This window comes from Lysinibacter sp. HNR, assembly GCF_029760935.1.
Lineage (GTDB): Bacteria > Actinomycetota > Actinomycetes > Actinomycetales > Microbacteriaceae > HNR.
Map to the genome: position 1 here is coordinate 337,005 of NZ_CP121684.1, position 24,931 is coordinate 361,935.

At 54.6% G+C, this 24,931-nt stretch carries 27 protein-coding genes and 3 tRNA genes; 13 read left to right on the plus strand and 17 right to left on the minus strand.

The annotated features are described in order from the left end of the window. Positions 1–6: 6 nt before the first annotated feature. Positions 7–201 (plus strand): NAD(P)H-dependent oxidoreductase, encoded by a 195-nt coding sequence (locus tag FrondiHNR_RS01465; RefSeq protein WP_279353482.1) that lies wholly within the window; start codon positions 7–9, stop codon positions 199–201. 603 nt (positions 202–804) lie between these two features. Here FrondiHNR_RS01465 and FrondiHNR_RS01470 read toward each other — a convergent pair. Continuing rightward, a complete protein-coding gene (locus FrondiHNR_RS01470; RefSeq protein ID WP_279353483.1) occupies positions 805–1,554 on the minus strand; it encodes a winged helix-turn-helix domain-containing protein in 750 nt (249 codons plus the stop codon). Between the two features lie 481 nt (positions 1,555–2,035). Here FrondiHNR_RS01470 and FrondiHNR_RS01475 point away from each other — a divergent pair, with 481 nt between their 5' ends. Then, positions 2,036–2,221, plus strand: coding sequence for a hypothetical protein (locus tag FrondiHNR_RS01475; protein WP_279353484.1), 186 nt, complete (start codon positions 2,036–2,038; stop codon positions 2,219–2,221). A gap of 16 nt (positions 2,222–2,237) precedes the next feature. Here the strand turns inward: FrondiHNR_RS01475 and upp are convergent, their stop codons facing one another. Then, a complete protein-coding gene (upp, locus tag FrondiHNR_RS01480; protein WP_279353485.1) occupies positions 2,238–2,873 on the minus strand; it encodes a uracil phosphoribosyltransferase in 636 nt (211 codons plus the stop codon). Between the two features lie 113 nt (positions 2,874–2,986). On the opposite strand from upp, the gene FrondiHNR_RS01485 reads away from it, so the two are divergent. Next, positions 2,987–3,418 carry a nucleoside deaminase gene (locus tag FrondiHNR_RS01485; protein WP_279354441.1) on the plus strand — a complete coding sequence of 144 codons (432 nt, stop codon included), beginning with the start codon at positions 2,987–2,989 and terminating at the stop codon, positions 3,416–3,418. Positions 3,419–3,445: 27 nt separating this feature from the next. Here the strand turns inward: FrondiHNR_RS01485 and FrondiHNR_RS01490 are convergent, their stop codons facing one another. The 5 genes from FrondiHNR_RS01490 to FrondiHNR_RS01510 form a co-directional block, all read right to left on the minus strand. Further along, positions 3,446–4,954: a beta-propeller fold lactonase family protein gene (locus FrondiHNR_RS01490; RefSeq protein WP_279353486.1), complete on the minus strand. Its 1,509-nt coding sequence runs from the start codon at positions 4,952–4,954 to the stop codon at positions 3,446–3,448. Between the two features lie 171 nt (positions 4,955–5,125). Continuing rightward, positions 5,126–6,469: a YncE family protein gene (locus FrondiHNR_RS01495; protein ID WP_279353487.1), complete on the minus strand. Its 1,344-nt coding sequence runs from the start codon at positions 6,467–6,469 to the stop codon at positions 5,126–5,128. A gap of 241 nt (positions 6,470–6,710) precedes the next feature. Continuing rightward, on the minus strand, positions 6,711–8,162 hold the full coding sequence (locus FrondiHNR_RS01500) for a beta-propeller fold lactonase family protein (RefSeq protein WP_279353488.1): 1,452 nt from the start codon (positions 8,160–8,162) through the stop codon (positions 6,711–6,713). A gap of 66 nt (positions 8,163–8,228) precedes the next feature. After that, positions 8,229–9,308 (minus strand): YncE family protein, encoded by a 1,080-nt coding sequence (locus FrondiHNR_RS01505; protein WP_279353489.1) that lies wholly within the window; start codon positions 9,306–9,308, stop codon positions 8,229–8,231. Between the two features lie 626 nt (positions 9,309–9,934). Beyond that, a complete protein-coding gene (locus FrondiHNR_RS01510; RefSeq protein ID WP_279354442.1) occupies positions 9,935–10,897 on the minus strand; it encodes a cation diffusion facilitator family transporter in 963 nt (320 codons plus the stop codon). 52 nt (positions 10,898–10,949) lie between these two features. Here FrondiHNR_RS01510 and proC point away from each other — a divergent pair, with 52 nt between their 5' ends. Both proC and FrondiHNR_RS01520 read left to right on the plus strand, forming a co-directional pair. Further along, entirely contained in the window at positions 10,950–11,804 is an 855-nt protein-coding gene (proC, locus tag FrondiHNR_RS01515) for a pyrroline-5-carboxylate reductase (protein WP_279353490.1), read from the plus strand. A 125-nt stretch (positions 11,805–11,929) separates the two neighbouring features. Further along, positions 11,930–12,484, plus strand: coding sequence for a hypothetical protein (locus tag FrondiHNR_RS01520; RefSeq protein WP_279353491.1), 555 nt, complete (start codon positions 11,930–11,932; stop codon positions 12,482–12,484). Between the two features lie 21 nt (positions 12,485–12,505). Here the strand turns inward: FrondiHNR_RS01520 and FrondiHNR_RS01525 are convergent, their stop codons facing one another. The 4 genes from FrondiHNR_RS01525 to FrondiHNR_RS01540 form a co-directional block, all read right to left on the minus strand. Next, complete coding sequence (locus tag FrondiHNR_RS01525; RefSeq protein ID WP_279353492.1) at positions 12,506–12,760, minus strand: helix-turn-helix transcriptional regulator; 255 nt, start codon at positions 12,758–12,760, stop codon at positions 12,506–12,508. Continuing rightward, complete coding sequence (locus FrondiHNR_RS01530) at positions 12,760–13,335, minus strand: hypothetical protein (protein ID WP_279353493.1); 576 nt, start codon at positions 13,333–13,335, stop codon at positions 12,760–12,762. Before FrondiHNR_RS01530 ends, FrondiHNR_RS01525 begins: the two co-directional genes overlap by 1 nt. Before the next feature lie 221 nt (positions 13,336–13,556). Beyond that, on the minus strand, positions 13,557–14,222 hold the full coding sequence (locus tag FrondiHNR_RS01535; RefSeq protein WP_279353495.1) for a TrkA family potassium uptake protein: 666 nt from the start codon (positions 14,220–14,222) through the stop codon (positions 13,557–13,559). After that, the gene (locus tag FrondiHNR_RS01540; RefSeq protein WP_279353496.1) at positions 14,215–15,657 is read right to left on the minus strand and encodes a potassium transporter TrkG; all 1,443 of its coding nucleotides are present in this window, start codon (positions 15,655–15,657) and stop codon (positions 14,215–14,217) included. Before FrondiHNR_RS01540 ends, FrondiHNR_RS01535 begins: the two co-directional genes overlap by 8 nt. A gap of 96 nt (positions 15,658–15,753) precedes the next feature. Here FrondiHNR_RS01540 and FrondiHNR_RS01545 point away from each other — a divergent pair, with 96 nt between their 5' ends. Next, positions 15,754–16,185, plus strand: coding sequence for a metalloregulator ArsR/SmtB family transcription factor (locus tag FrondiHNR_RS01545; RefSeq protein WP_279353497.1), 432 nt, complete (start codon positions 15,754–15,756; stop codon positions 16,183–16,185). A gap of 147 nt (positions 16,186–16,332) precedes the next feature. Then, on the plus strand, positions 16,333–16,431 hold the full coding sequence (locus tag FrondiHNR_RS01550) for an AURKAIP1/COX24 domain-containing protein (RefSeq protein WP_003792170.1): 99 nt from the start codon (positions 16,333–16,335) through the stop codon (positions 16,429–16,431). A gap of 56 nt (positions 16,432–16,487) precedes the next feature. Here FrondiHNR_RS01550 and FrondiHNR_RS01555 read toward each other — a convergent pair whose 3' ends face one another. Continuing rightward, positions 16,488–16,733: a helix-turn-helix transcriptional regulator gene (locus FrondiHNR_RS01555; RefSeq protein WP_279353498.1), complete on the minus strand. Its 246-nt coding sequence runs from the start codon at positions 16,731–16,733 to the stop codon at positions 16,488–16,490. Between the two features lie 155 nt (positions 16,734–16,888). On the opposite strand from FrondiHNR_RS01555, the gene FrondiHNR_RS01560 reads away from it, so the two are divergent. Together FrondiHNR_RS01560 and FrondiHNR_RS01565 are read left to right on the plus strand one after the other, a co-directional pair. Next, positions 16,889–17,161 (plus strand): glutaredoxin family protein, encoded by a 273-nt coding sequence (locus FrondiHNR_RS01560; protein ID WP_279353499.1) that lies wholly within the window; start codon positions 16,889–16,891, stop codon positions 17,159–17,161. Further along, the gene (locus tag FrondiHNR_RS01565) at positions 17,162–17,464 is read left to right on the plus strand and encodes a Dabb family protein (RefSeq protein ID WP_279353500.1); all 303 of its coding nucleotides are present in this window, start codon (positions 17,162–17,164) and stop codon (positions 17,462–17,464) included. 12 nt (positions 17,465–17,476) lie between these two features. Here the strand turns inward: FrondiHNR_RS01565 and FrondiHNR_RS01570 are convergent, their stop codons facing one another. From FrondiHNR_RS01570 to FrondiHNR_RS01580, 3 genes are all read right to left on the minus strand, one after another. Continuing rightward, a complete protein-coding gene (locus tag FrondiHNR_RS01570) occupies positions 17,477–18,136 on the minus strand; it encodes an HAD-IA family hydrolase (protein WP_279353501.1) in 660 nt (219 codons plus the stop codon). Positions 18,137–18,152: 16 nt separating this feature from the next. Beyond that, complete coding sequence (locus FrondiHNR_RS01575) at positions 18,153–18,641, minus strand: YajQ family cyclic di-GMP-binding protein (RefSeq protein WP_279353502.1); 489 nt, start codon at positions 18,639–18,641, stop codon at positions 18,153–18,155. A 75-nt stretch (positions 18,642–18,716) separates the two neighbouring features. Next, positions 18,717–19,346, minus strand: a complete 630-nt coding sequence (locus FrondiHNR_RS01580) for a hypothetical protein (protein WP_279353503.1) — start codon at positions 19,344–19,346, stop codon at positions 18,717–18,719. A 175-nt stretch (positions 19,347–19,521) separates the two neighbouring features. Here FrondiHNR_RS01580 and FrondiHNR_RS01585 point away from each other — a divergent pair. Beyond that, positions 19,522–19,603: transfer RNA gene (locus FrondiHNR_RS01585), tRNA-Tyr, on the plus strand. A gap of 263 nt (positions 19,604–19,866) precedes the next feature. On the opposite strand, the gene FrondiHNR_RS01590 is transcribed toward FrondiHNR_RS01585, so the two are convergent. Together FrondiHNR_RS01590 and FrondiHNR_RS01595 are read right to left on the minus strand one after the other, a co-directional pair. Continuing rightward, on the minus strand, positions 19,867–20,487 hold the full coding sequence (locus FrondiHNR_RS01590) for a hypothetical protein (protein WP_279353504.1): 621 nt from the start codon (positions 20,485–20,487) through the stop codon (positions 19,867–19,869). 320 nt (positions 20,488–20,807) lie between these two features. After that, positions 20,808–22,466, minus strand: a complete 1,659-nt coding sequence (locus FrondiHNR_RS01595) for a glycoside hydrolase family 13 protein (protein ID WP_279353505.1) — start codon at positions 22,464–22,466, stop codon at positions 20,808–20,810. Positions 22,467–22,722: 256 nt separating this feature from the next. On the opposite strand from FrondiHNR_RS01595, the gene FrondiHNR_RS01600 reads away from it, so the two are divergent. The 3 genes from FrondiHNR_RS01600 (at position 22,723) to FrondiHNR_RS01610 (ending at position 24,896) form a co-directional block, all read left to right on the plus strand. Then, positions 22,723–22,794 (plus strand) — tRNA-Thr (locus FrondiHNR_RS01600). Positions 22,795–22,843: 49 nt separating this feature from the next. After that, positions 22,844–22,917: transfer RNA gene (locus FrondiHNR_RS01605), tRNA-Met, on the plus strand. 539 nt (positions 22,918–23,456) lie between these two features. After that, positions 23,457–24,896: a M1 family aminopeptidase gene (locus FrondiHNR_RS01610; protein WP_279353506.1), complete on the plus strand. Its 1,440-nt coding sequence runs from the start codon at positions 23,457–23,459 to the stop codon at positions 24,894–24,896. Positions 24,897–24,931: the final 35 nt, after the last annotated feature.

Here is a 24,931-nt window from a genome sequence, read left to right on the forward strand (position 1 = left end):
GTAGAAATGTCCACTAAACACGTCCTCGTAGTCTGGGAGCACCCTCGTACAAACTCACTCACCTCAGCAATTGCGGGTGACGTCATTGCAGAACCCACCGTCAAAGGTCTAGAAGTTGATGTACTTGACCTCTATCGTGACTGTTTCAATCCCGTGCGGGCGACGGGATCAGAACGGTGTTACGAGCTCATCGGGGGATGAGCGAGAGTCGCATGAAGCGAGCCGCGGAATGGTTCCTCACACTGAGAAGAAGACACACTCGACCGGTCATCCACTATCTTGTGCGATAAGCCCCTCTTTTAATACCAAGAAAGGAGCCGGGGAATGTTCCCCGACTCCCATCCTGCACCAAGAGGGTCTTGCAATCACTAATCGCTGATAACACTTTAAGCGTTCAACGTCCCACAAGAATATAACAGAATCATAACGGACACCAGTTATGGTCTTGTGATCTATCGATTTTCTCAGGGACCTCTCGGTTAGTGAGGAGCTTGGGGGTAAGACGTTGGAATCATCCCGAAGTAGGATGCCTCTGGTACGTTTGATTGATGTGGGGCAGGGTTCCCCGATGCTGAACTTAGTACTATGAATCTCTACGCACCTGAACCAGCAGTCCAGGGTTCTGAGGCCCAGGCATCTAACCCAGCAAACATTGTATTCACCGGAATTGTCTCAATTGATGTAACCGATGTGTTCGGAGTGAACAATCCGGTACCCGAGTGACCGGGCAGGTTTTCACCGTATAAAACCGTGTGAAGAACGAGCAGACAGCGGGATAGGATTCTGGTCTCTTGAGGAGGAAAACTAGAACAGATCTGGGCTGGGGGTGCTGCTGTGTCGGATTGATACGTCCGCGTGGCGGTCAAATCGATAACCTACGCCACGAACCGTGCGAACGATGTCTTGGTAGTCCCCCAGCTTAACTCGCAGGCGTCGTACGTGAACATCAATGGTTCGTTCGCTGGGAATCTCCTCGTCTTTTGCATCGTCCCACAGCCCACTAATAAGTTCGTGGCGTTCTATCGTTTGGCCCTCGCGAAGCACCAAGAACTGAATTAGTTCAAACTCTTTGTAGGTGAGTGAGACGGGATTGTTATCGAGCAACAAGCGTTTGCGGGAGAGATCGATGACAACACCGTCACGGGCGCGATCCAGATCGAGATCAACCTCGGGCTTGCGGTGGCGGGCAACTGCTGCCGGATCGCCGAGAGCAAGCCTCACAACGTCAACATCGCGACCACCCGTTTGTTCTGGGGCCAGTGCAACTGCCGCATAGGTTTCTGACCCGGGTGCAATGTGGGCGGTGAGCTGCTTGAGAGCCTCAACAATCGCCCCGAGGGAGGTTTCTGCGTCTGCGGCTTTATCTTCGTCAAAGCCGACATAGAAGGCAAATCCCCTGGCTTCCGTTCCGGCGGGTACTGCACGGATGTTGGGGGTTGCTGGGGCGGGTGATGCGAGGTCGGGACGGGCGGAAGCTATGCTTTGTGGGCGGAAAGCCCTGGTTTTTTCGTGGGTGTGTGAAGTGGTCTGGGTGGTTGTGGTGATGAGTGACATGAGAAATCCTTAGAGGATGTGTTGAGACCGTTGCCTGGGTACTACGGAGTAACCACACGGTGCTCAGGTGCTGTGCGAGAACGATATCTCGAGAAGGGGCAGCGTAACGCTGGACGCTAGATGCGTGGGGGTTCTCTTGTTTCCACCGCAGATCGGATGATACCGAAGGGGGAGTGTGAACCGGCAGCTGGGTAAGAGAGTTAGCTGCACATTCGACAACACGGAACAACGTTACCGGCCATCATCATGCCGGCAGTCCTGGGGGCCGCCGGGGCGATCAGGGCATACACGTTGTCAGTCATGAATGATAGTAAACCCAATATGTCGCTGTGTGTCAAGGGTTATGTTGCGTTGGCCTCGGTGGTGTAAGGATTTTTATTGCCTCATCGTTCTGTAATTCCGCGTAAAAACAGGGCTTTTGTCTGTTTTATGCTGGAAAAGTATTTTTAGAAATTGCTTCTGGGGGAAGGGGTTTCGAGGTGTGACGGGTAGCTTTACGGCAAGAGGACGGGGTGTAGCCGAGACCTGGGTCATCGTTGATGAAAGTTGTACCCCGATTGATGATGCCACGGTGCCCGGTCGCTGGTGCCGAGGCTTAGCTGACGGCGTTGAAAGACGCCCGGTCGCTGCTGCCGACGCTCAGCCCACGGTGTTGAACGATGCGTGAATGACGATGCCGAAGCCTAATCGATGGTGCCGTAGAGGCGGTCCCCCGCGTCGCCCAAGCCGGGAACGATGTAACCGTGCTCATTAAGGCGCTCGTCAACGGCACCCAGAACGAGCGTTACGTTACGACCCTCGGTCGTTTTACGAAGCCTCTCGATTCCCTCAGGGGCGGCTAGTACGCACACGGCAGTGACATCGTCTGCGCCGCGATCGAAGAGAAATTGAACGGCTGCCGCTAGTGACCCGCCCGTGGCAAGCATGGGATCAAGAACGTAGCACTGGCGGCCCTCGAGATTTTCGGGTAGCCGCTCCGCATAGGTGAGTGGCTGAAACGTAGTTTCATCCCGAGCCATCCCTAGGAAGCCCACCTCGGCGGTGGGCAGCAGCTTGACCATTCCCTCAAGCATCCCCAAGCCGGCCCGGAGAATTGGCACGACCAGGGGAACAGGGTGCGCGAGACGTACTCCCACGGTTTTACGTACGGGGGTTTCGACCTCGATCTCTTCGACGATAACTTCGCGCGTGGCTTCGTAAGCCAGGAGGGTAACAATCTCCTCGATCAGTGCCCGAAACGTGGGTTGTGCTGTGTCTTTGTCACGGAGAACCGTGAGCTTGTGTGTGATCAATGGGTGGTCTGCAACAAAAACTCGCATAGAGTAAATCTAGTAGATTTTTTCCCTCGAGTTGATCAGCACACACAATTGGTATGGAAGAGGTTGCCGTGTCTCAGCCTGGAATAGCGGTGAGCCGTAGGTATCGAGGGTGGATGCTCGAGGCGTTGGAGGAGGCCAAACGCGCACTTGTCACGGGTGATGTTCCCGTTGGTGCCCTGATTTTTGATGTAAACGGTGTGCTGATTGGCTCCGGGCGCAATATGCGCCAGGGCACATACGACCCAACCGCTCACGCAGAAGTTGTGGCGATCAAGCAGGCCGCACAGCATGTGCAAGATCGTGTCCTTGAGGGCTGCACTCTTGTGGTCACCCTGGAGCCGTGTGTCATGTGTGCGGGGGCAATCGCTACTGCGCGTATTCCTACGGTGGTTTTTGGTGCCTGGGATGAGAAGGCTGGTGCTGCGGGTAGCGTTTATGACGTGCTCCGTGATCGTCGTTTACCGCATCGCTCTGAGGTTATTGCGGGTGTAGAAGAAGACGCTAGTGCTGCTCTGCTCCGAGAGTTCTTTGCGGGGCAGCGCTAGCCGTTTTCTGAGCCGAGAGTTGAGCGGTTATTCAATCGGGCGAACTCGTGTGAGAGCTGCTGCCGTTCCCAGGGCAATAAACATGCCTGCCAGATACCAGGAGGCCGTGTTCTTCTCTGTTCCGGTGTTTGCAAGGTGCCCGGGCCCGCCTGCCGTGGTGAGCGCTTGGGGAGCGCTTGGCGGTGGGTCTACGGGTGTGGAGGGAACGGGGGCGGCTGCGACCGTGATGCTGTATTCTCGGGTTGCTTCCGGTTCTATCCCATTGGTAGCAACGACCGTGAAGGTGTATGTTCCGGGTTGTACGGTGGGGATGATGGTTCCGGTGAGGGCTCCGGTTGCTCCGTCGAGGCTGAGTCCGCTGGGAACGCTTGAGGCTCCGGGGGTTGTTGCCGCGGTGTTTGTTCCGAGGGCAAAGCTGATTGTGGGTGTGGGGTACCCGGTTGTAACAAACGTATAGCTGGTGTACGCGGCCCCGGCGGCCCCGGTTGCCAGTGCTGCGGGGGCGAGTGTGGGTGCGAGCGGCAGGGCAAGAACCGAAACTGAATTGCCGGGGTAATTCGCAACGTACGCTTTATCTCCGCCGGGTGCGATTGCAATTCCTAGGCCACCCTGCCCACTATAACCCGTTACGGTACCAATTTGTGTGTGGTCGGAGACGCGGATGATGGCTACGCCTCCCTCGCTGTAGTTGGTGACGTAAGCTGTGGTTTGGTCTGGTGAAAATGCTACAAACTCGGGGTAGACTCCGACGCTGTCAATTGTGGTGACTTGGCTGTGACTTGAAGCGTTGATAACCGAAACAGAGCCACTGGTGGTGTTGGCAACATACGCAATGCTGCCATCCGATGAAAAGGTCACGCCCTCGGGGTAATTCTGGTCGTAACAAGCGACCTCTCCCGTCTGCGTGTGCGTGGTCACGTCAATAATGGCGATGTAGTCATTGGTGAGGCCTATGCTGGTAACGTAAGCCTTACTTCCGTCTGGTGTAAAAGCCACGTCATTGGGAGCGCTTTCAACATCAAAATTGTGAACCGTTGCAATTTGTGTATGATCGGACACCCTAATGACAGAGATGGTGCCACCACTGTAATTAGTAACATAGGCATACTGTCCATCGGGAGTAAAAGCTACGCCCCAGGGATTTGTTCCGGTGTAGCCAGTAACTAGCTGGGTTTGCTTGTTTTGAGTGAGGTCGATAACGGATACTGTGCCACTGCTCCAGTTGGTGACGTAGACATACCGTTCGTCGGGGGAAATTGCTATCTGTTCTGGGCTATTCCCTGCGTAATCGGTGATATCCCCGGTTATTGTGTTGTCGGCAACGTTGATGATAGAGACAGAGTTGCTGCTCTCGTTGGTGACATAAGCAGTGGCCCCATCGGAGGTGAAGGCTACACCCACGGGGCCGAGGCGGCCCGTATATCCCTGTACAGTGCCTATTTCTTGAGCAAGAGGGGGAAGAGCTAAAGCACTTTGTGCTCCTAGCGGGACAAGTGCCACGGAAAGGAAGGTTGCGAGGATGCTGACTTTTCTCACGCAGAACTTTTTTGCGCCATTTATTGAATTATACGAAATGTTAATTTCAGTACCTCGCTATAGTAAACAATGCAGTCATTTTGTGTTAGCTTACAAATCTTATTGATTGGCGAAAAGAGCTTTTTTGTTCATTTTGTTCCAGTGGTGTGGAAAAATGAGGGCCAGTATGATCTAACGAACTGAGCGAATCCGCTTTAAGAGGGCTGTGGCGCCGAGAGTAATGAGTATCGCCGCTAGATAACCGGTCATGTTATTTTCCCCGCCGCTGTTTGCAAGTACTCCTGGCATTCCTGTTGCGGGCGGTTGGGATTTTTGTGTTGGATTCGCGGGACTGGGCGGCGCGGCCAGAACGGTGAGGCTGTACTCTCGGGCTGCGTTTGGCTCTACCCCGTTGGCGGCAATAACCGTGAAGGTGTAGGTTCCGGGTTGAACAGCGTTGAGGATCGTGCCGGTGAGAAATCCGTTTGTGTCCAGGGTGAGGCCGCCGGGCACGCTCGCATTCCCTGGAACTGTTGCCACGGTATTAGTGCCGAGAGAGAAGCCTATCGCGGCGGTCGGGAATCCGGTTGTTGTAAATGTAAAACCGGAGTAGGCTGCTCCGACTGTGCCGCTTGTTGGTTGTGTTGGATTGAGCGTAGGCGCGGTTGGCAGGCTAAGAACCGCGATTGAATTACTCTCAAAGTTAGCAACATAGGCAGTGCTTCTCTGTGGGTTGATCGCAATTCCTACCGGACCCAGCTGGTTGTAGTTTGTGACCAGGCCAATTTGGGTGTTACTGCTGACCTCGACGATAGATACAGAAGCGCTGTTGTCGTTGGTGATGTAGGCGGTGGTTCCGTCAGTGGAGAAAGCTACGGCCCAGGGCGTCAGCTCAGCGTAACCGATGACCCTACCGCTTTCGGTGCCTGTGGCGACGTTGATAATGGAGACAGAGGAATTCCCGGAATTGGTGACATAGGCGACCTGTCCGCTGGGCGAAAATTTCACGTCCCAGGGCCCCGTGCCCGTGTAGCCGACAATGTCTTCCGTTCGTGTGCCCGAGGCAACATCAATGACTGAGACGGCGTTGCTGCCTATACTGACGACGTATGCGATGGTTCCGTCGGGCGAAAAAGCCACGTTCCGGGGTGCTTCATAGGTGTAGTTTGCAACGGAACCAATCTGTTTGTGACCAACCGTATCGATAATGGAGATTGTGCCGTTGCCCGAGTTGGTAACATACGCGATATTTTCGGTCGGAGAGAACGCAACACCAGAAGGGGCCACCCCAAGGTAGTCTGTGACCGTTGCGATTTGCGTGTGGGTGGCCACATTGATCACGGAGATAGAGTTGCTGGCTATGTTGGTAACGTAGGCAACGGTTCCGCTTGGTGAAAACGTTAGGTTCCAGGGTTCGACTCCGGTGTAGTCTTTGACTCTTCCTGTCTCTGTGTTGGAGGCGAGATCAATGATCGAGACCGATCCGCTACCCGAGTTGGTCACGTAGGCGGTGTTTCCATCGGGTGCTATGGTCACCCCCAGGGGTCCGAGTCCGATGTGGTCTGCTATGATTCCTGTTTGCCCGGCGAGAGGGGTTGTGGCCGAGGCGCTTTGTTCCCCTAGAGGCAGGACGAGTAGGGATAATGTTGTTATGAGAGCATAGATAAACCTTGGGAAGCGTTTCTGCGCTCCAAATAATCTGTGATTTAAGGTACTAATTTTGCGACCTCTCTCACTAATCAATAGTGCATTTTCTGGTTTAGTTAGTCATTGACAACTATTTGGCCGCCGTGCGCCGTGCCACGATTGCTATGGCTCCGAGGACAACCAATATGCCGGCCAGATAATGGATGCTGTGATTTTGGACACCGCTGTTTGCCAGTTCTCCTGGCATACCAACTGTGGGGGTTGGTGCTGGCGGGTTTGGGGCGGCAAGAACGGTGAGGCTATAGCTTTGGAGCGCGTTCGGCTCGGCGCCGTTACTGGCAACAATCACAAAGTTGTACGTTCCGGGTTGCACCGTGGAGAGTATGGTGCCGGAGAGAACCCCCTCCGTGTCGAGGCTTAATCCGCTGGGTACGCTTGCGTTTCCGGGGACTGTTGCCGCGGTGTTTGTGCCCGCGGCAAAGCTTGTTATCGGGGCGGGGAAACCCGTTGTTGTAAAGGTAAATCCAGTATAGGTTGCTCCGGCAGTACCGTTTACAGGTTGCGCTGTATTGAGTGTGGGTGGGACCGGTAGGCTCAGAACCGAGATTGAATCGTTTCCGGGGTTGGCGACGTAGGCCGTGGGGTTTAGTGGGTGGACGGCTATCCCCACGGGTGCCACCCCGGTGTAGCCCGTGACCTCGCCTATAGGTTCGTGATTACTGACGTTAACGGCAGTAACCGAGTCGCTCCCGGTGTTGGCAATATATGCGGTAACCCCGTCGCGCGAAAATGCCACTCCCCAGGGTTCTTGGAACGGTGTGTAGTTATCGATCGTTTTTATTTGGTTTCTTGTCGCAACATCAATGATAGAAACAGAGTTGGTTCCAAAATTAGTGACGTATGCGGTGGCTCCATTAGGCGAGATTGCGATTCCCCGAGGGTCTGTTTGGTTATAGTTAGCAACCGTATAAACCTGTTTATCTTCGGTGGTGTCGATGATGGAGATGGTGTCGTAATTGATAACGTACGCGAGGCTGCTTCCAGGTACCAGCGCGATATCTTTGGGAGAAGTGCCGTCATAGTCAGTGACTAGCCTCTCCTGCTTTTTTGTGGTGGTGTTGATGACAGAGATGGAGCTGTTGATTGAATTAGTGACGTACGCGGTCGTTCCATCGGGTGAAAAAACCACACCCGCGGGGCCGACTTGATCGTAATCCTCGATTGTCCCGGTTTGTTTATGCTCGGTGACGTCGATAATGGAGACGCTGTTACCAAGGAGGTTGGTAACGTACGCGGTCGTTCCGTCGGGGGAGAAGGCTACGCCCCACGGGCCACCGCCCACGAAATCCACAACGTTCCCTATCTTGTGATTAGTGGCGACGTCGATAATGGAGACGGAGTTGCTGTCCAAGTTAGTGACGTAAGCGGTTGTTCCGTCGGGCGTTATGGCTATATTCTCAGGCCCGTTCCCAATGGACTCGGTGATAGTTCCTGTTTGGGCGGCGAGGGCTGTATCGGCCGAGGCGCTCTGTGCTCCCAAGGGTATTAAAAGTAGGGATAGCACCGCCACTAAGATAGGCATTTTTATTGCGTTTCTTCTGTGTGTGCGGAATAGCACGCCGTGTGAAATGTTAATTTTGCAACCTCGCTAATTAGTCAGTGACGCACATTTAATAGTGTTTGATTTGTTCCACTCTCGTGCCAGTGTAGCTATGACACCGAGGGCGATGAGCAGTCCTGCCAGAGGTGTAGGGGTGTAATCTGTGCTGCCGGTGTTTGCAAGCTCCCCCGCCGTGTTTATTACGGGTGCTGCGGGCTTTGGTGGAGCAACGACAGTGAGACTATACTCCTGGGTCGCATCTGGGACGACGCCGTTACTGGCGACAACGCTAAAACTGTAGGTTCCGGGCTGTGCCGTGCTTGAGATAGTGCCCGACAGGACTCCCGCGGTATTCACGTTCAATCCACTGGGAACACTTGCGTTTCCGGGTGATGTTGCCTCGGTATTTGTGTTGGGAGCAAAGGCTGTTGCCGGCGTGGGGAACCCGGTTGTTGCAAATGTAAATCCGACATAGGGCGACCCGACAGTGCCTTCTGTCGGTTGAGCTGGGTTGAGTATGGGTGGGGTCGGAAGACGCAGAACGGATACTGAGTTGCTATAGGCATTGGTAACGTAGGCAGTGTCCCCCAGCGGCACAATGGTAACGGGACTTAGCCCCGTGTAGTGTGCGACCACACCCGTCTGGGTGCCACTGTTCACCTCGATAACAGACACGGAGTTACTCCCACTATTGGCGACGTAGACTGTGGTGCCGTCAGGCGAAAAGGTGAGGTCCCAGGGCGTGTTTCCCGTGTAGTTGGTGACCGTCCCGGTTTGGATACCGGCGGTGGCGTTGATGATGGAGACGGAATCGCTGCCGTAGTTGGTGACGTACGCGAGAGTTCCGTCGGGTGAAAAAGCGATGTGCCAGGGAGCGTTTCCCGTGTAGCTGGCGATTGTCCCGGCTTGTTTGTTTTGAGTGGTGTCGAGGACAAACACAGAGTTGCCCTGGGGGTCGGCAACGTATGCAACACTTCCGCCGGGTGCGAGCTCCAGGCTCCAGGCTGTTCGGCCGGTGTAGTCGGCTACTAGCCCGGTTTGTGTGTGGTTAGCGGTATCGATGATAGAGATAGAAGCGCTCTCAAAGTTGGTGACATACGCGGTGGTTCCATCGGGTGAAAATGTCACATCTGAGGGCGCATTCTCCGTGTAGTTATCGATGATTTCGGTTTGTACATTGTTTATGGCATCGATAACTGAAATGGTGTCACCAACAATGTTGGTGACATAGGCGACCGTTCCATCGGGTGAAAAAGCGATGCTCCACGGTGCGCCCCCGCTGTAGTTTGCGATAAAACCGGTTTGTGTGTTGCTGGCAACGTCGACGATGGAGACAGACTCACTGTCGGTGTTGGCAATATATGCGGTGGTTCCATTGGGCGAGATTGCCGCTCCCGAGGGAGACTGGCCGCTATAGCTGGCTATAAGAGCTATTTGCTCGGCAATGGGAGTGACGGCTGAGGCGGGCTGTGCCCCGAACGAGATAAAAAGCAGAGACAGTACAGCTGTGAAACTAAGAGGTGTTCTTGCATCGTATTTTTTTACATGACATGAGCCACGGTATGAAGTATCTATTTTGTTACCTCTTATGTTAGTAAATATGATTCACGTTTGGTTTAGTATACAAAATCAATAGCGATTGTGGCGATATTTATTGACCGACACCTCACTGTCGATACCCCAAAGGTGTGCGGGATGCTGCTTTTACCGCATCCGCCTATTGGGGCTGCTCTATCTATACCTGGGCGTGCGCGCTAGTCGGAGCTTCTCAGCACAATAGCCTCCGTGGAGGGTGCCGGGTCGTGAGGATCGATGTATACGTCGGGCTCGAGATAGATCACGCGCGCTGCGGGAACCGCGTTGCGGATGCGCTCCTCGGCTTTATTAATTAGTACCGAGAGCTCAGCAATGGTTTTGCGGGGAGAAACAGCGATCTTTGCCCCGATCAGAAATTCGTCAGGGCCAAGATAGAGGCTCTTCATATGGATGATTCGCTCAATCTCGTCGTCCCTGAGCAGAGCCTTCTCAATAAGAACGATATCTTCGTCAGAGGCGCCCTCGCCAACAAGCAGGCTCTTGATCTCTACGCCAAGAATGATCGCAACGGCAATGAGAAGAATACCAATAAGGATTGTTGCAATACCGTCAAAAAGGCCATTACCCGTGATGGTGGTGAGCCCCACACCCAACAGTGCAATGACAAGACCGGCAAGGGCGGCAACATCCTCGAGCAAAACCACGGGAAGTTCGGGGGCCTTGGAACGCCGCACAAACTGAACCCAGGATTTATTGCCGCGCAGGGGATTGCTTTCGCGGACGGCGGTGCGCAGCGAGAAGCTCTCTAGCACTATAGCCACCAGCAGCACACCAACGGGCAGCCACCACGCCTCAAGCGGGTGAGGGTCTTGAATTTTATTCACACCCTCGTATACAGAGAAAACGCCGCCGACAGTAAAGAGAATGATGGCAACTACAAACGCGTAGACAAAGCGCACGCGTCCATAACCAAAGGGATGCTCCCGATCTGCCTTTTGCCTGGCGCGTTTATGCCCCAGGAGTAGCAGAAGCTGATTGCCGGAGTCGGCGAGAGAGTGCACTCCCTCCGCCAGCAGCGCGGAGGAACCCGAGATAAACCACGCAAAAAACTTTGCAATCGCAATTCCGAGATTTGCTCCGAATGCTGCGATTATGGCTTTTCTTCCGCCTGAAGCGCTCACAGGTTCTCCGATTTCTGCGGTGGGGGTGTTCATACCATTCTATGATGGTGGGGTGACCGCCCATAAAGAGAATATTCAATTACCCATTATTGCTATCCTTGGACTCGGATCGATGGGGGGTGCCATTCTCTCGGGACTACGTAATCCGCTGGTGCGGCCCTCGGGGGGCATCCGTGTGACCAACCGAACCGCGTCAAAAGCGGCGGCTTTTGACGGAGACGATGACGTTATCGCCTACGCGCTCGAGAATGACCCCGACGCAAATCGCAGGGCGGTGACTGGAGCGCAGATCGTTTTGGTTGCGGTGAAACCCTGGATGGTTTCAGATCTTATGGCCGAGATTGCCGACGCCCTTGAACCCGGCACCATTGTGGTGAGCGTTGCCTCCGGGGTGGCCTCCAAAACCTATGAGGACGCTCTGCCCCCAAACATCTCCGTGCTACGTTCGATGCCCAACACCCCCGCCGTGGTGGGGAAGGCCGTGACGGGCCTGAGCCACGGGAGCCGGTCGAGCGAGGCTGACCTGAAACTTGTTACCGCTGTTTTTGAGACGGTTGGCACCGTGATTGTTGTTCCCGAATCCCAGCTAGACGCGCTCAGCACCATCTCGGGATCGGGGCCCGCATATGTTTTTCTCTTTATCGAAAAACTGATGGCGGCGGCTGTCTCCCTGGGGTTCGATGCAGAACAGGCCAGGGTGCTGGTGGAGGGAACGTTTGCCGGTGCGTCCGAACTTGTGGTTGCTACCGGCACCAACCCGGCTGAGCTGCGACGGCAGGTAACGAGCCCGCAGGGAACCACAGAGCGCGCGATCGCGGTGTTTCAGAAACATATTCCCGACAAGGTGTTTGTTGACGCCGTCGAGGCTGCTCTTGCCCGTGCACGGGAGTTGGGCTCTTCCCCCTAAGCGCGGTCGTCAGCGCAACGCACCGATTTGAGGAGGCTGTATCGTAGGGTGCAGCCATGTTGTGTGCGTGAGTCGGGTGGAAAAGAACTCGAAAGATCGAGCCTGAGTGGGAATAGAATGGGCCTATGGTGCGAGCATCCAATATTCCCGCAATAGAAAAAGCTACGCAAAAAACCTGGGCGCAGTGGCTCGATTTTTTTAATTCCCACGGCGCCGCGCAACTTTCTCATCCAGAAATTGCCGCTCTTGCCTACGAAGAAATCGTGAGCCTACCGATTAACTCGGGGTGGTGGGCACAGGCAACCGCGATCGCTTTTGAACAGCAGGCGGGTCTTCGTTCCCCCGGGCAAAGTCGCCGAGGAAGCTTTGCTGTGACCGTGAGTAGAACACTGGTGGGAACGGTGGACGGCGCTCGCGATAGGTGGGAGACATTTATTGCCGATCGTCAGGATTTTAATACCGTTCCCGTCGAGGGGGAAGCCTCAATCAGCGGCGCAAACGAGTGGCGCTATTGGCGTTGCCGCCTGGAGGACGGCTCCCGAATCAGCGTTGATATTTACCAGAAGGTGCCGGAAAAGGTTACATTTTCGCTGAATCACAGCAAGCTGGAATCGGCGGAGAAGGTAGAGCAGTGGCGAGCGTACTGGAAGGGCCTATTGAAGGACTTTGTGGTGGTGTAGCTTCGCAAGAACCTCTCACTATTACTGAGGCCCTTCCCCAGGGCGGACGGCGGGGTCGATAACCAGAAGATCCCCAACTTCGCAATTAAGTTCTAAGCAGATTGATAGAAGGGTTGAGTATCGGATTGCTCTGGCCCTGTTGTTTTTGAGTACCGAAAGGTTAACCAGGGAAATGCCCACCCGTTTGCTCAGCTGGGTGAGAGTGATCCTGCGGTCTATGAGTAGTTCGTCAAGGCGACAGTGAACGCCGGTTTCCGTCGGCTCTGAAAACGTCACTAGATGAGCCCTTCCGTGTCGCGCTGTATGCGCTCACCGGTTTCAAAAGTCAGCGCAATAACAAGAACAATGACCCCGGCGATGATTGGTGTCGTTGTGATATTAAAACTGAAAGGCCAGTAGTAGTCCACGTTTCTCGTTCCGTTGAGTTGCTCTGCAACGAACCATCCGCCAAAACCGTTGAGCGCTTGGCTGAGCAGTGAACCGATCATGAGGGTCGCTCCGAGTATTATGAAACTTCGTGTAATGGGAGGTCTAAACGGGTGTCCACGCAAATTGCCCCAGCTAAGCAGCGTGACCGACACCGCGATCGTCAGGGTTGTGAGGAGGGATATGAGGCGTCCGGCGATAAGAAACGTGACGGCGGCGGGTGTGATGTCTGAGACGAGAAGGTTGGCCGAGGTGAACGTGCCTGTATTGATAAGGGCCGTTCCAAAACTATCTGGAACCGGTGTTTCTGCGTTGAGTGTGACGCTGTACTGCCCTGAAGAGAGCTGAATAGCTATGCTCACAACCGTCAGTATAAGCGCGCTGGTACCCGTGATGATGGCCGCAATAAACACTAACCAGAGCACCGCTTTGTTTCCCCATCCCGATTTTGTTGCGGCGCGTTTTCATTGCGGTCTCATGGTGCTCCTTGGCTTTCACCGACAGGAAAAACTTATCGATTATCGTTAAGTTATCGCTCATCGATGAGATTAGCAAGAGGCTATGTCTGTGTGTACTCTGGATGTGTTTTACATCCTGGCAGCGTCCCACAGGCCGGGACTCATAAACCCGGACGCTTTCTCAGTGACTACATGGCCGCAAAGCGCTCGATGTCAGACTCGGTTCCCGAGACGATAATCAGGTCGTGATTGGAGACCACGGTTTCCCCGGTGGCGTAGGTAAAGTCTTTGCCCGGGGTTTTCACCCCCACGACGGTGACGCGGTATTTAGAACGCACCCCGCTCTCGTTGAGAGAGAGACCGCGGATGGGCTTCGGGGGATACATCTTGACCAGCACAAAGTCGTCGTCAAACTGGATGAAGTCGAGCATCCTACCGGAGACCAGGTGGGACACGCGTTCCCCAGCCTCGCGTTCGGGGTAGATCACGTGGTTGACTCCGATGCGCTCCAGTATTGTGCCGTGCGACTGCGACATGGCCTTGGCCCAGATCTGGGGAATTCCCAGGTCGACCAGGTTGGCTGCGACCAGTACGCTGGCCTCCACCGAGGAACCCACCGCCACAACGGCGATATCAAAGTCTTTGGCTCCCAGCTGGATGAGAGCATCCATTGAGCGGGCATCGGCCTGTACCGTGTGGGTCACCCGGTCTGCCCATTTTTGTACCAAAACAGGGTCGATCTCGACAGCAAGGACCTCGCGATCCAGGCGATCAAGTTGACCGGCTGTGGCAGCCCCAAAACGCCCGAGTCCAATGATGAGCACGGGGGAGTCGTGACGAATACGATCAACCAACGATTGGCCTCTCTTCTGGTCTGCGGAAAAATTGCGAGCGGGTGCTCGCGGCCACTGCGGCGGCGAGAGTAACTGTACCAACTCGACCGGCCCACATGGTAGCGGCAAGAACATATTTTCCTGCGTCCGGCAGGTTTTCTGTGACACCCGTGCTGAGTCCGCAGGTGCCAAACGCCGATATTACATCAAATAGCACGTAGTCGAGGGGTAGCTTTGTCATCTGGAGCAGGATGATTGTTGAGGTGGCAATAATGGTCGCGGCCCACAGCACAACGCTCACCGCAACCCGCAGCACCTCGGTGGGAATTCGTCGTTCAAACGCCTGGATGTCTTTGTACCCTCGAGCTTCCGCAAAAGCGGCTAAGAACAAGACCGCCAGGGTTGTTACCTTGATCCCGCCCGCGGTTGACGCCGATCCGCCCCCCACAAACATGAGCATGTCCATGCTGAGCAGGGTGGAGCCGTTCATCTCGCCCACGTCAAGGGTCGAGAGTCCGCCCGAGCGGGTCATGGTCGACATAAAGAGGGAAGAGAGGATGCGCTGACCAAACGTCTGTTCACCCAGCGTTGCGTCGTTGTCCCACTCCAACCCGGCAATAGCGAGGGCGCCCAGGGCAATGAGAGCTCCGGTGGTGAGAAGAGTGAGCTTGGCGTGCAGCGGCAGCCTGTGAGGTCTGCGCCAACCGCGCGCTCGGGCAAACCGGTAAAGCGCAAAAATGACCGGAAACCCGATACTCCCGAGGGAGACTCCCACGCCCAAGACTATGAGCATGTACGGATCGGTTTTAAAGGGTTCCATTCCGGCGGCGGTGGGCACAAAACCGGTGTTGGTGAAGGCGGAGGCCGCAAAATAGAAGCTCTGCCACAGGGAGGTGAGAAACGTTTCCCCCGTGAGCAGCAGGCGGGGAAGGATGAGGAGGGTGAGGGTTCCCTCAATCACCAGAACGCTGGAAACAATCGCTCCCAATAATCCGCCGATATCGCCGAGACGCACCGTTTGGCTCTCCGCCACGGGGCCGTGGTGGGCGCGTGCCGGGTTGTTGTCGCTTGCCGCGAGTAGGCGCTGTTTAAGCCCTAGACGCCGTGACACGGCAACCCCCAGGAGACTTGCTACCGTCAATACGCCGATGCCACCAATTTGCAGACCGAGGAGCACAACAATATTTCCGAAGGTGGACCAGTGCGTGGCCATGTCAACAACCGTCAATCCGGTGACACAGATGGCAGACATCGCTGTAAAGAAGGCGTTGACCAACGGGGTGGGGGAGCCATCCGCGGCAGAGATGGGAAGCATCAACAGCCCGGTGAAGAGCAGAATCAGCGCGCTAAAGACCGTGATTGCAAAGCGAGCGGGCCACGACTCTACAAAATGATTCATCGCCTTGCGGATGCGCTTCAGCAGTGGAAGCTGCGTAGCGGCTATGGGGCGGGTCATTCGTATCCTTGGTACCGCGCGAGGGGAACGCGATTTATTTTAGAAGTTTTCTTAGTTGTTTGCCATGCTACACACAAAGGCAAGTACCCTGTATGTATGCCAGATATATTCAATGTTATTGCGGATGCGACTCGACGCGACATTCTGCTTATTCTGCTTGAACGATATCGGCAGGAGAAAGAGATCAGCGTCTCTGAAATTGTGGCCAAGCTTGAGCTGAGTCAGCCAACCGTTTCAAAGCATCTTAAAGTGCTACGTGAGTCGGATCTGGTGTCGGTCCGCGAGGAGGGGCAGCATCGCTTCTACACGCTTTCTTACGAGCCGTTAGAACAGGTCGAAGACTTTGTTGTGCCGTTTCTGAGTGCCGACTTTGACGGCGACGTTACGGTGGAGTTTGTCGATGTAGAAGATGACGACCAGGTTTTGAGCGAGGGAGTGGAGAGCGCAGCCGCTTCGCTGGGACGTGCTGCTGCGGATGCTGGGCATACCGTTCGTGAACTGGTTGCACGTTTCCGGCTGCGTTCTTGAGCCGGTGTTCTTGAGTTGCGGTTTACGAGATGAGGGAAGATTCTCAGGCACCTGAGTTTCGCAGTTAGGGTTTTTGCCCACTAGAATGGTGTTTCTGTCGGTAGTTTTATCTTTTGACTAAATTTTATAGATCGTGTGAGGTTTTTTGTGGGTTCTGTAATTAAGAAGCGCCGCAAGCGGATGGCAAAGAAGAAGCATCGTAAGCTGCTTCGTAAGACTCGTCACCAGCGTCGCAATAAGAAGTAACAGCTTTCTTTTGAAAAGTGTGAGCGCTAGGGCCCTCATTGGTTCTAGCGCTCTTGTTATGCCTGGGATTCGTCGGTGATTCCGTGGACAAGCTCTGCCATGTCTATTTGAAGGGCTATGCAGATTCTAAACAGTGTTTGGAGTGTGGGTGATGTGTCCCCGCGTTCGACCCTACCGAGACTGGTGGGGTGCATCTCGCACTCCTCCGCAAGGCTCTCAATGGTGAGCTTTTGCACTCGACGGGCTGAACGGATTCGAGAGCCGACGCGCTCCGCCACCTTCTGTTGACGCCAACTATTCATCTTTTTAGTAAATTCACTTGTCTATTTTGTATCCAGAGTTTATTTTCATGCGGTGTAAAAACTTAGGGCGATGATACTGGTCGATTGGGACTCCTTGGGTCCATTTATGACGGTCTGAGGCTGCCCTGGAAACGAGGGGACTAAGCTAGGTGATTATGGCAACAACCGAATTGACGCTGATAGGTAAAGCCGGTTGTCACCTCTGTGATGATGCCCGAGACGTGGTTACCGCGGTGCTCGCGCATCCAACACTGATGGAGACGGGAAGGGACTTTGAACTTGTTGAGAAGTCGATACTCGATGACGAGCAGCTTTTTGAGCGTTACGTTGAGGAAATTCCGGTGCTACTCATAGACGGAAAAGTTCATAATTACTGGCGCATTGATCCCGAGCGCCTACTCCGAGCACTTCATGCAGAAAGTAGATAGATGGCTATCCGTCACGTTGTGAGCTGGAAAATTGCAGCGGATGATCCCGATATACGGGCATCCCAGATCGCGGCGTTTAAAGCCGCGTTGGAAGCATTACCCACGCAGATTAGCCAGATTAAGAATTTGCAGGTGGGGGTGAACTCTCTGCGCGAGGAAACTAATTGGCACCTCACGCTCATCGTTGACCTTGAGAGTGCTGCGAGTCTCGAGGCGTATGATTCACACCCCGCTCATCTTGAGGTTGTTGCGGGCCATCGACACATTTTTGCCGCGCGTGCCGCAGTGGACTTTGAATTCTAGGGTGTGTTTCCCCTAGTCAAAAACGTTCACGCGAGTTCCGTTTGCTGTCTGCTCTGCCCGCACCGCGGTGAGGGAGTCTGTGGTGATATCCGCATTGAGTGGACCCGCCACGTGATCTCCCACCAGCCCGAGGGTTGCGCACCCCGCCGTTCGGGCCGCCGTGAGACCCGCCGGCGCATCCTCGAACACGAGGCAGCGTGTGGGGTCTGCGCCGAGCCGGGACGCTCCTAGGAGGAACGGTTCGGGATGCGGTTTTCCCTGAGAAACGTCGTCAAAGGTCACCATACTATCGGGCTCTGGCAGCCCGGCAGCGCGAAGCCGAATACGCGCCAGCACCCGTGTGCAGGAGGTAACGATTGTAAAGGTTCCGGATGGTAGTGAGGTGAGAAGGTCTATTGCTCCGGGAAGAGCAACGATGCCCTCGGTGTCCGACTCTTCTAACTCGTTAATGCGCTGGAGAGCAGCTTCTACGCGCTCGGCTGGAACGAGAGTGCGTAGCGTGTGCTCGGCGGGTTTGCCGTGGCTGTCAAGAAGCAGTCGCGGATCAAAACCCTCTTCTTGGGCAAGCCGCAGCCAGGAACGAATGACCGACGGTGTTGAATCGATAAGCGTGCCGTCTAGGTCAAAGAGCAGTGCGTCAAATACGTCGGTGAACTTTATATTGTCGGTCATCGCTCAGCTCTCCATATCAGCGGAAGTTGACAAATTGCAGGTCAACCTCAACGTCGGCGGCACGCAGTATCGACATGGTTGCCTGAAGGTCGTCTCTGCTCTTGGAGGAGACCCGAAGCTCTTCTCCCTGAATCTGGCTTTTAACGCTTCGGGGTGCCTCGTCTCGGATCAGCTTGTTCAGCTTTTTGGCGTTTTCCTGGTCGATGCCCTCTTTAAGGGCGGCCTCGATGCGGTGCTCCTTGCCACTGGGGTAGGGGTCTTCGACCTTTAAGCTTTTGAGCGAGATGCCGCGCTTAATGAGTTTGGATTGAAACACATCAAGAACAGCTTTTACTCTCTCGACGGTGTCGGCCTTGACGAGGATCTTGTCTCCGCTCCAATCGATCGATGCCCCAACACCTTTAAAATCGTAGCGCTGCTCAATCTCTTTTTTGGCCTGGTTGAGGGCGTTATTCGCCTCCATTTTGTCGACCTTGCTTACAACATCAAACGAAGAATCTGCCATACCTATATGGTAGTCAGAATTCTTGTGGGTACCAATTGGTTTGTTGTACGAGCGTCATATGACGGTGACGTGGGACTAGAGAAGATCGTCGTCATCTTCCTCATGGGCTGCGAAGATTTCAAGGGCTTCCTCATCAAGTTTGTCGGCGGGGAGCCCTGCGTCTTCGCGCACGGCGTGGCGACCCAGGATGAGAAGTTCACGATCCTCGAGAAGCTGTGCAAGCTCATTGAGGTTGAGGTCGGACGCATCGTCGATGAGTTGATCCATCATGCGAATGCCGCGATCAAACCAGTCGAGAGCCTGCTCGGTGTTGTGAAGCTCTGCGTAGGTCTCACCCACGAAGGAATAGACCATGGGGTCTTGGGTGTTCTCTTTGCCTAGGGTATCCGCGAGTTTTTGTGCTTCGGGTTGTTGATTTGTTCGCAGAAGCGCATCCAGGAGATAAACGCGTTTATCCGGGGCGACCTCGCCCTCCGCATCCTGTGCCTCCCGTGCAGCTTCGTAGGCGCGACGCGGTAGGCTCGCGTCGTGGAAGCACTCCGCGGCTGCTATGTACAGCGCGGCGGGTGAGGTATCGTCGCCGTATTCCGTGTGTGAATCTCTGGCAATCGCGAGGAATTTCTCTGCTGTTATCCGGGCGGTCTCCGGCGTTTCTGCCGCAAAGCTGGTCTCATCGATGTAGTCCCACGTAACTGTTTTAACCATGCGCTCAGTGTAGCTCTTCCCGAGGAGGGAGGCGATGTGAAGCGGGGTAAATGTGAGGAACAATCAGAGCTGTGGAGAAATGTGATTTTTCTATTCTTAATTGGCTTCTGGGTCAGATTCATACTATTCTTGTCGAGTGCCTTGGTGCCGTACTGGTTGCGGCTTAGGGCAAAAAGGCGAGTTACCCAAGCGGCCAAAGGGATCTGACTGTAAATCAGCTGTCATCGACTTCGGGGGTTCGAATCCCTCACTCGCCACCGTTGTGATGAGTCGGGACATATGTCTCACATGAGTTGTGACTGCGTCTCAGCTTGTTGTGTTGGGGTGGGTCGGTCAGCGACCTGGTTGTTTTTTTGGGTTGTATCAGTAGCTGCATCAGGGTGTTGTTGTAATTGGTAAAACCGAACTGGAGACCCCTCGGCTCAATCGTATGCGATGAGCACCCCGCTAAACCCCGAAGAGCCGGCTTAGTGTTTGGAAACCATTCTCCGCGGCCCGGTAGACAACCCTTTCCGGGTTGCTACACGACCCGAATTCGGGTGAGCTCGTTTGCAACGATTTCGCCCACGCCATCCACGTCAACCTCAATATCGAGGCGATCCGGAACTGCGCGGTATTCCGTCGGGAACCACTCGCGTCCACGTTCAACAGCAATAAGAAGCCCATTTTCATCGCCGAGAGGGCGAAACCTCGGACCTCCCGGGCCGAAGGGTTCAAGACCAATCTTTTGCGCCTCGCGCTCGAACACGGAAACATCGGTGACCGGAACTCCGACCTCACTAACCCCGAGGATGCTTGCCCCGCTGAAGGTGCCCTCCTTGTCGTTTGGTACGTCACGTCGGACGATGAGTTCAAGCACGCTGCCGTCTGGCCCCTCAAAATAGACCGACCGCGAATTCCAGGATTCCGGGCCCTCAAAATCATCTGCGCCCTCGTCCCAGAACAGACTCGTACGTGATTTCAACCACTGCTTAGCAGGTTCGAATTGGTTGCGCGGGATTTCGAAGGCCAGGTGCTGTGCACCGTGAACCGCACCGGAGCCGCTGATCACAAGCTTTGTCCAACCGACTGTCACTACCAGGTGTTCGTGTGTGCGCTCCACCGGCAACTCGAGCATCGTGTGATAAAACTTTTCTGCCACGTCTAAGTCGGAAGTTCCAAAGTGAACTCTTTTGACGATAATGATGCTCCCCTTTCTGAAGTGCGCATCCCCTAATTTAAATGCGTATTCTGCTCACTATATTATAAAGTTCCTCGCAAGAAAGCGGCGGTCTCTTCTCAAGCAAACACTTTCTGATTAACGGCCACGCGCATCGTCATCTCCGCATCCACAAACTTGTGCTTCACCGAGTGCGGCGTGGTGTGCAGATAACACTTTTGTATTCAGTGTTTGATTCGTTACCGTAAGGGGGAGCATCGAGAGAGGGTTCGACTTGTGTGATGAGGTCCTGTACCACCCCGCTACATAGCCCTCATCCACACCGTTGACTCGGGAAGGAGAGACTCCCCGGCTGTACCTGATGAGCGCAGCAGCACCTCACCCTCGGGGAGTCGATGGGGAACGGTACCAAAATTGGTGAGTACCCGGACGTTTCCGACCTCAAACGCAGTAACATTGTCCGGGTATTCTGCCAGCCACCTGAGTTGTGTGGAACCTAGCGAGTATTCCCGACGTAGCCGAAGCGCTGCCCGGTACAATTCGAGCGTGGAGCCCTCGACCCTTTCCTGCGCGGAGCGAGCGAGAGCACTCCAATCATCCGGCTGAGGCAGCCAGCTTTTACCCGTGCTATTAAAGCCGTAGGCCGGGGTGTCAGCCTCCCAGGGGATCGGCACTCGGCATCCGTCACGACCGTAGCGTTTGCCGTTGTTGCGAAACCACGTGGGATCCTGACGGGCCGAATCGGGGAGGTCAATCACCTCGGGCAGTCCCAGCTCCTCACCCTGATAGATGTAGGCAGAACCGGGTAGGGCAAGCATGAGGGCGGATGCTGCACGGGCCCTGCGCAGCCCGACCGTGGCATCGGGTAGTCCCGGTGAGCGTGGCCCAATTCCGTCACCCTGAGGATTGTCCGCGGTGAGGGCAAGGCGGCTTGCGTGTCGAACAACGTCGTGGTTGGAAAGAACCCAGGTGCTCGGTGCCCCCACGGCGCTAAAGGCCGCGATGGAGTCGTCAACAATCTTGCGGACTGCGCATGCTGACCACCCCGTTGTCAGATAGGAAAAGTTAAACGCCTGGTGCATCTCGTCGGGACGCACCCACAGCGCGAGTTGCGAAAGGGGCTCCACCCAGGCCTCGGCGCACAAAACCCGGTCACCCTCGTAGGAGGCAAAGATGGTGTGCCAATCGCGATACACCGTGTGCACTCCGGGCTGTCCAAAGAAAGGAGGAGTCTGATTGTTTTCGAGGCTCCCGCCCATGCTCCCTGCCTCGCGAGGGGGAGTCCAATCGGGAAGGCCATCCGCCTTGTAGAGGCCGTGCGCAACATCAACCCGAAAACCGTCTACACCCCGATCGAGCCAGAAGCGAAGGATCGAGCGAAACTGTTCGTGAACCCACGGATTGTTCCAGTCAAAGTCGGGCTGCGAAGAGTCAAAGAGGTGCAGATACCACTGGCCGGGGGTTCCGTCCGTGTTGGTGGTGCGGGTCCAGGCGGGGCTGCCAAAGACACTCTGCCAATTGTTGGGAGGAAGTTCTCCATCAGAGCCGCGGCCGTCACGGAAAATGTATCGGGCGCGGGCCTCGCTTCCCGGAGGAGAAGCGAGCGCTTCCTGAAACCAGGGATGGGCACTCGATGAGTGGTTGGGAACCAGATCGATAATCACCCGAAGGCCCAGTTCGTGCGCCCGATCGAGCATACGATCAAAATCGGAGAGAGTGCCAAAGAGGGGATCAACGTCGGTATAGTCTGCGACGTCGTAGCCCGCATCGTTTTGCGGAGAGGTATAAAACGGTGAGAGCCATATCGCATCAACCCCGAGGTTTTGAAGTGCGCTTAGGCGATCCGTAATACCCGGGATATCACCGATGCCGTCACCATTGGAGTCGGCAAACGAGCGGGGATAAATCTGATAAATGACGGCTGTGCGCCACCACTCGTTTCCCGGTGTGGTGTGAGTCATGATTTTGGTTCTCCAATCACGGTGTGGAAATAGGTCCCTTGGGTTGGACTGTCCCTGATCCTTTTCTATCGAAGTTGGCTGGGTATAAGCAAGGCACCGTCCTTGTCTGTAGGTTTTCCGGGTGCGCTGCGGTGCGGGGCACCCCAGAAGAGAGGTGATTGAAAAGTTGTGTCTGGATTGGCGTTTGTGTCCCGGAAGGTGCTATTCTCTAACGGTTGCTCTTTTGCGTGTTGTTTTTGAACGCGTGTGAGTAAGCGCCCCGATAGCTCAGTGGTAGAGCACTTCCATGGTAAGGAAGGGGTCGCCAGTTCAATCCTGGCTCGGGGCTCTGGCTTTGATAATAATCGCACTCCAGCGGCTTGAACCAAAGCTATTATGGCTGGGTAGCTCAGTTGGTGAGAGCGCACGACTCATAATCGTGAGGTCGCGGGTTCAAGTCCCGCTCCAGCTACACATGTCCTGAGTCGCGACATCGTTGACAAACGGTGTCGCGACTCAGGTTTTTCGTAGAGAGCGGCAGATCGGGTGTTTCACCCCTCTTCCTGCCCATCTAGGGCGGAGCTAGAGTTCTCCATCGGGAGTCTGGCGTAGTGTTCATATTTTGGGGTATCTTGACGGTTCGGTGCGGACACTCAACAAAGACTTATGCTGGGTCTGGATGCTTGGAATACAGGTATAATCGCCACGTGATTCTCACGTCACTCGAGGTCTTTGCTCGTGCGAGTTGTAGCGCGAGTCCCACAGCACCTTACCTGCCGGGGGATTGTGCGGCGAGGGTTTCGGATTGAGTCTGTTCCCCGAGGACGCCGTGAAGGAATGGATTGAGCACCAGCCTTCAAGCCTATAAGTCCAGTACCCGACTGTTAACACACATGACCGACAATCTCTCAGTAAAGTGCGACGGTCTTGCGACCATACCTTAACCTATTTGATTTATTAGATCACTAACTTTGGTGTATCCCTCTTAAGAATCATTAAGGAGAAGAGATTATGTATTTCAAACGTCTCGCGTATTCACTCATGGGTATGCCGCTATTGTTTGCTCTAACCGCGGCGCCTCCTGTATCGGCGCAAACCTTGTCTCCCTCAGGAGCGGGAACGTGGCTGCAAGCACCCCTTGGCGAATCTGATATCCACAGTGATGGAAGTCAGTATGAAGATGCTAGCTACACTGAAGCGCTTCATTACGCAGTTGACCTGAAGATTGATCCTGTTACAAAGGTTCTCAGCGGGAAAGCGAAAATAACGGTGAGAACTCTATTACCTGCCACAAATCTTAAGTTTCAATTCAAGAAGCAGTTCGAGGTCTCATCTGCTCTTGTCGATGGAAAATCTGTGAGGTCGATTGAGCATTCAGAGTCAAATGATCTTGTTCTTCATCTTTCAGGGCAGGTTGAGGCTGGATCCTCTTTTGAGGTCGAAATAACCTACTCTGGGCCAATGGTTATTGATATGGATACGGATACGGAATCAGGTTGGCTCAAGAATGAAGCGGGCGAGTTATTGACTGCGTTTGACAGTGACACTTTAATCTTTCCGTCTACCCTGAACGCTTCCGGTCGGGCAACCAGCCTTATCACTCTTACCACCCCTGCGGGATGGAAGGGCGTTTCTGTTGGAAAGCTTCAGGAAGAAACTACGCTGCCGGACGGCAGTAACCAGTTGACCTGGAACGCAACAAAAGAGCTGTCGCCGCGTAGTAACTTTGTTGCTGTCGGAAAATTTGACATTGAGCGTTCTGTTCTTCCCGACGGTATGGAGATGGTGAACGCTTTCGGTGAGGGAACCCTTCCTAGCGCTCGGAAAGCAGTTGAAAAGATCTCTGAAACCCGTGATTTTCTTGAGGATCTTTTTGGTTCGTACCCTTATGATTGGATTGGAGGGGTCTTTATGGAGTTTGGTGATGGACCCGCTGTTGAAAAAGCCGGTCGTTCATTATTTTTGTCGCTTAAAGACACTTTCACGCCGTCTGTTATGGCCCATGAGATGGCCCATACCTACTGGGGCGATCTCGTGACCGGAATCGGAGAAAATGGCTTTTGTATGAGTGAGTGCCTTGCGAGTTACGCCCAGTGGAGATGGGATGACCGTAACGGAGAGGCGAGTGCTTCTGATACCTATAGAAAATGGGTGGCTTCCGCCGATGCTGACCCGGAAAAGTGGAATGGTCTTGGCGGGTGGAATGCCTACTCGAAAGGCCCCGCGGCCTTTTATGCACTAAGTCAGTTTATGGGGAGGGATAAGCTTGATGAGGCTCTGCGGAATTTTATACGTGAGAACCGTCATAACACCACTGCTCCTACCCCGTGGAGTGTTCTCGAGGCTGCTATTCAAGCTGCGACGGAGAAAGATCTCAGCGAATTTTTCCAGGAGTGGTTCCACTCAGGTACTAGGCCACGTAGCGAGTTTGTAGATTTCCCCGCTGTCTAACGAGTTGAACGGTGTGTGATCCGTGACAGTCGGAG

Bases quoted from the DNA above. Each gene is read 5' to 3' on its own strand.
- FrondiHNR_RS01470 (WP_279353483.1), bottom strand. From the start codon at position 1,554: ATGTCACTCATCACCACAACCACCCAGACCACTTCACACACCCACGAA.
- FrondiHNR_RS01575 (WP_279353502.1), bottom strand. From the start codon at position 18,641: ATGGCAGATTCTTCGTTTGATGTTGTAAGCAAGGTCGACAAAATGGAG.
- FrondiHNR_RS01520 (WP_279353491.1), top strand. From the start codon at position 11,930: ATGGTGCGAGCATCCAATATTCCCGCAATAGAAAAAGCTACGCAAAAA.
- FrondiHNR_RS01500 (WP_279353488.1), bottom strand. From the start codon at position 8,162: ATGCCTATCTTAGTGGCGGTGCTATCCCTACTTTTAATACCCTTGGGA.
- FrondiHNR_RS01570 (WP_279353501.1), bottom strand. From the start codon at position 18,136: ATGACCGACAATATAAAGTTCACCGACGTATTTGACGCACTGCTCTTT.
- FrondiHNR_RS01610 (WP_279353506.1), top strand. From the start codon at position 23,457: ATGTATTTCAAACGTCTCGCGTATTCACTCATGGGTATGCCGCTATTG.
- FrondiHNR_RS01465 (WP_279353482.1), top strand. From the start codon at position 7: ATGTCCACTAAACACGTCCTCGTAGTCTGGGAGCACCCTCGTACAAAC.
- FrondiHNR_RS01485 (WP_279354441.1), top strand. From the start codon at position 2,987: ATGCTCGAGGCGTTGGAGGAGGCCAAACGCGCACTTGTCACGGGTGAT.
- FrondiHNR_RS01545 (WP_279353497.1), top strand. From the start codon at position 15,754: ATGCCAGATATATTCAATGTTATTGCGGATGCGACTCGACGCGACATT.
- FrondiHNR_RS01580 (WP_279353503.1), bottom strand. From the start codon at position 19,346: ATGGTTAAAACAGTTACGTGGGACTACATCGATGAGACCAGCTTTGCG.
- FrondiHNR_RS01540 (WP_279353496.1), bottom strand. From the start codon at position 15,657: ATGACCCGCCCCATAGCCGCTACGCAGCTTCCACTGCTGAAGCGCATC.
- FrondiHNR_RS01560 (WP_279353499.1), top strand. From the start codon at position 16,889: ATGGCAACAACCGAATTGACGCTGATAGGTAAAGCCGGTTGTCACCTC.
- upp (WP_279353485.1), bottom strand. From the start codon at position 2,873: ATGCGAGTTTTTGTTGCAGACCACCCATTGATCACACACAAGCTCACG.
- FrondiHNR_RS01595 (WP_279353505.1), bottom strand. From the start codon at position 22,466: ATGACTCACACCACACCGGGAAACGAGTGGTGGCGCACAGCCGTCATT.
- FrondiHNR_RS01565 (WP_279353500.1), top strand. From the start codon at position 17,162: ATGGCTATCCGTCACGTTGTGAGCTGGAAAATTGCAGCGGATGATCCC.
- FrondiHNR_RS01555 (WP_279353498.1), bottom strand. From the start codon at position 16,733: ATGAATAGTTGGCGTCAACAGAAGGTGGCGGAGCGCGTCGGCTCTCGA.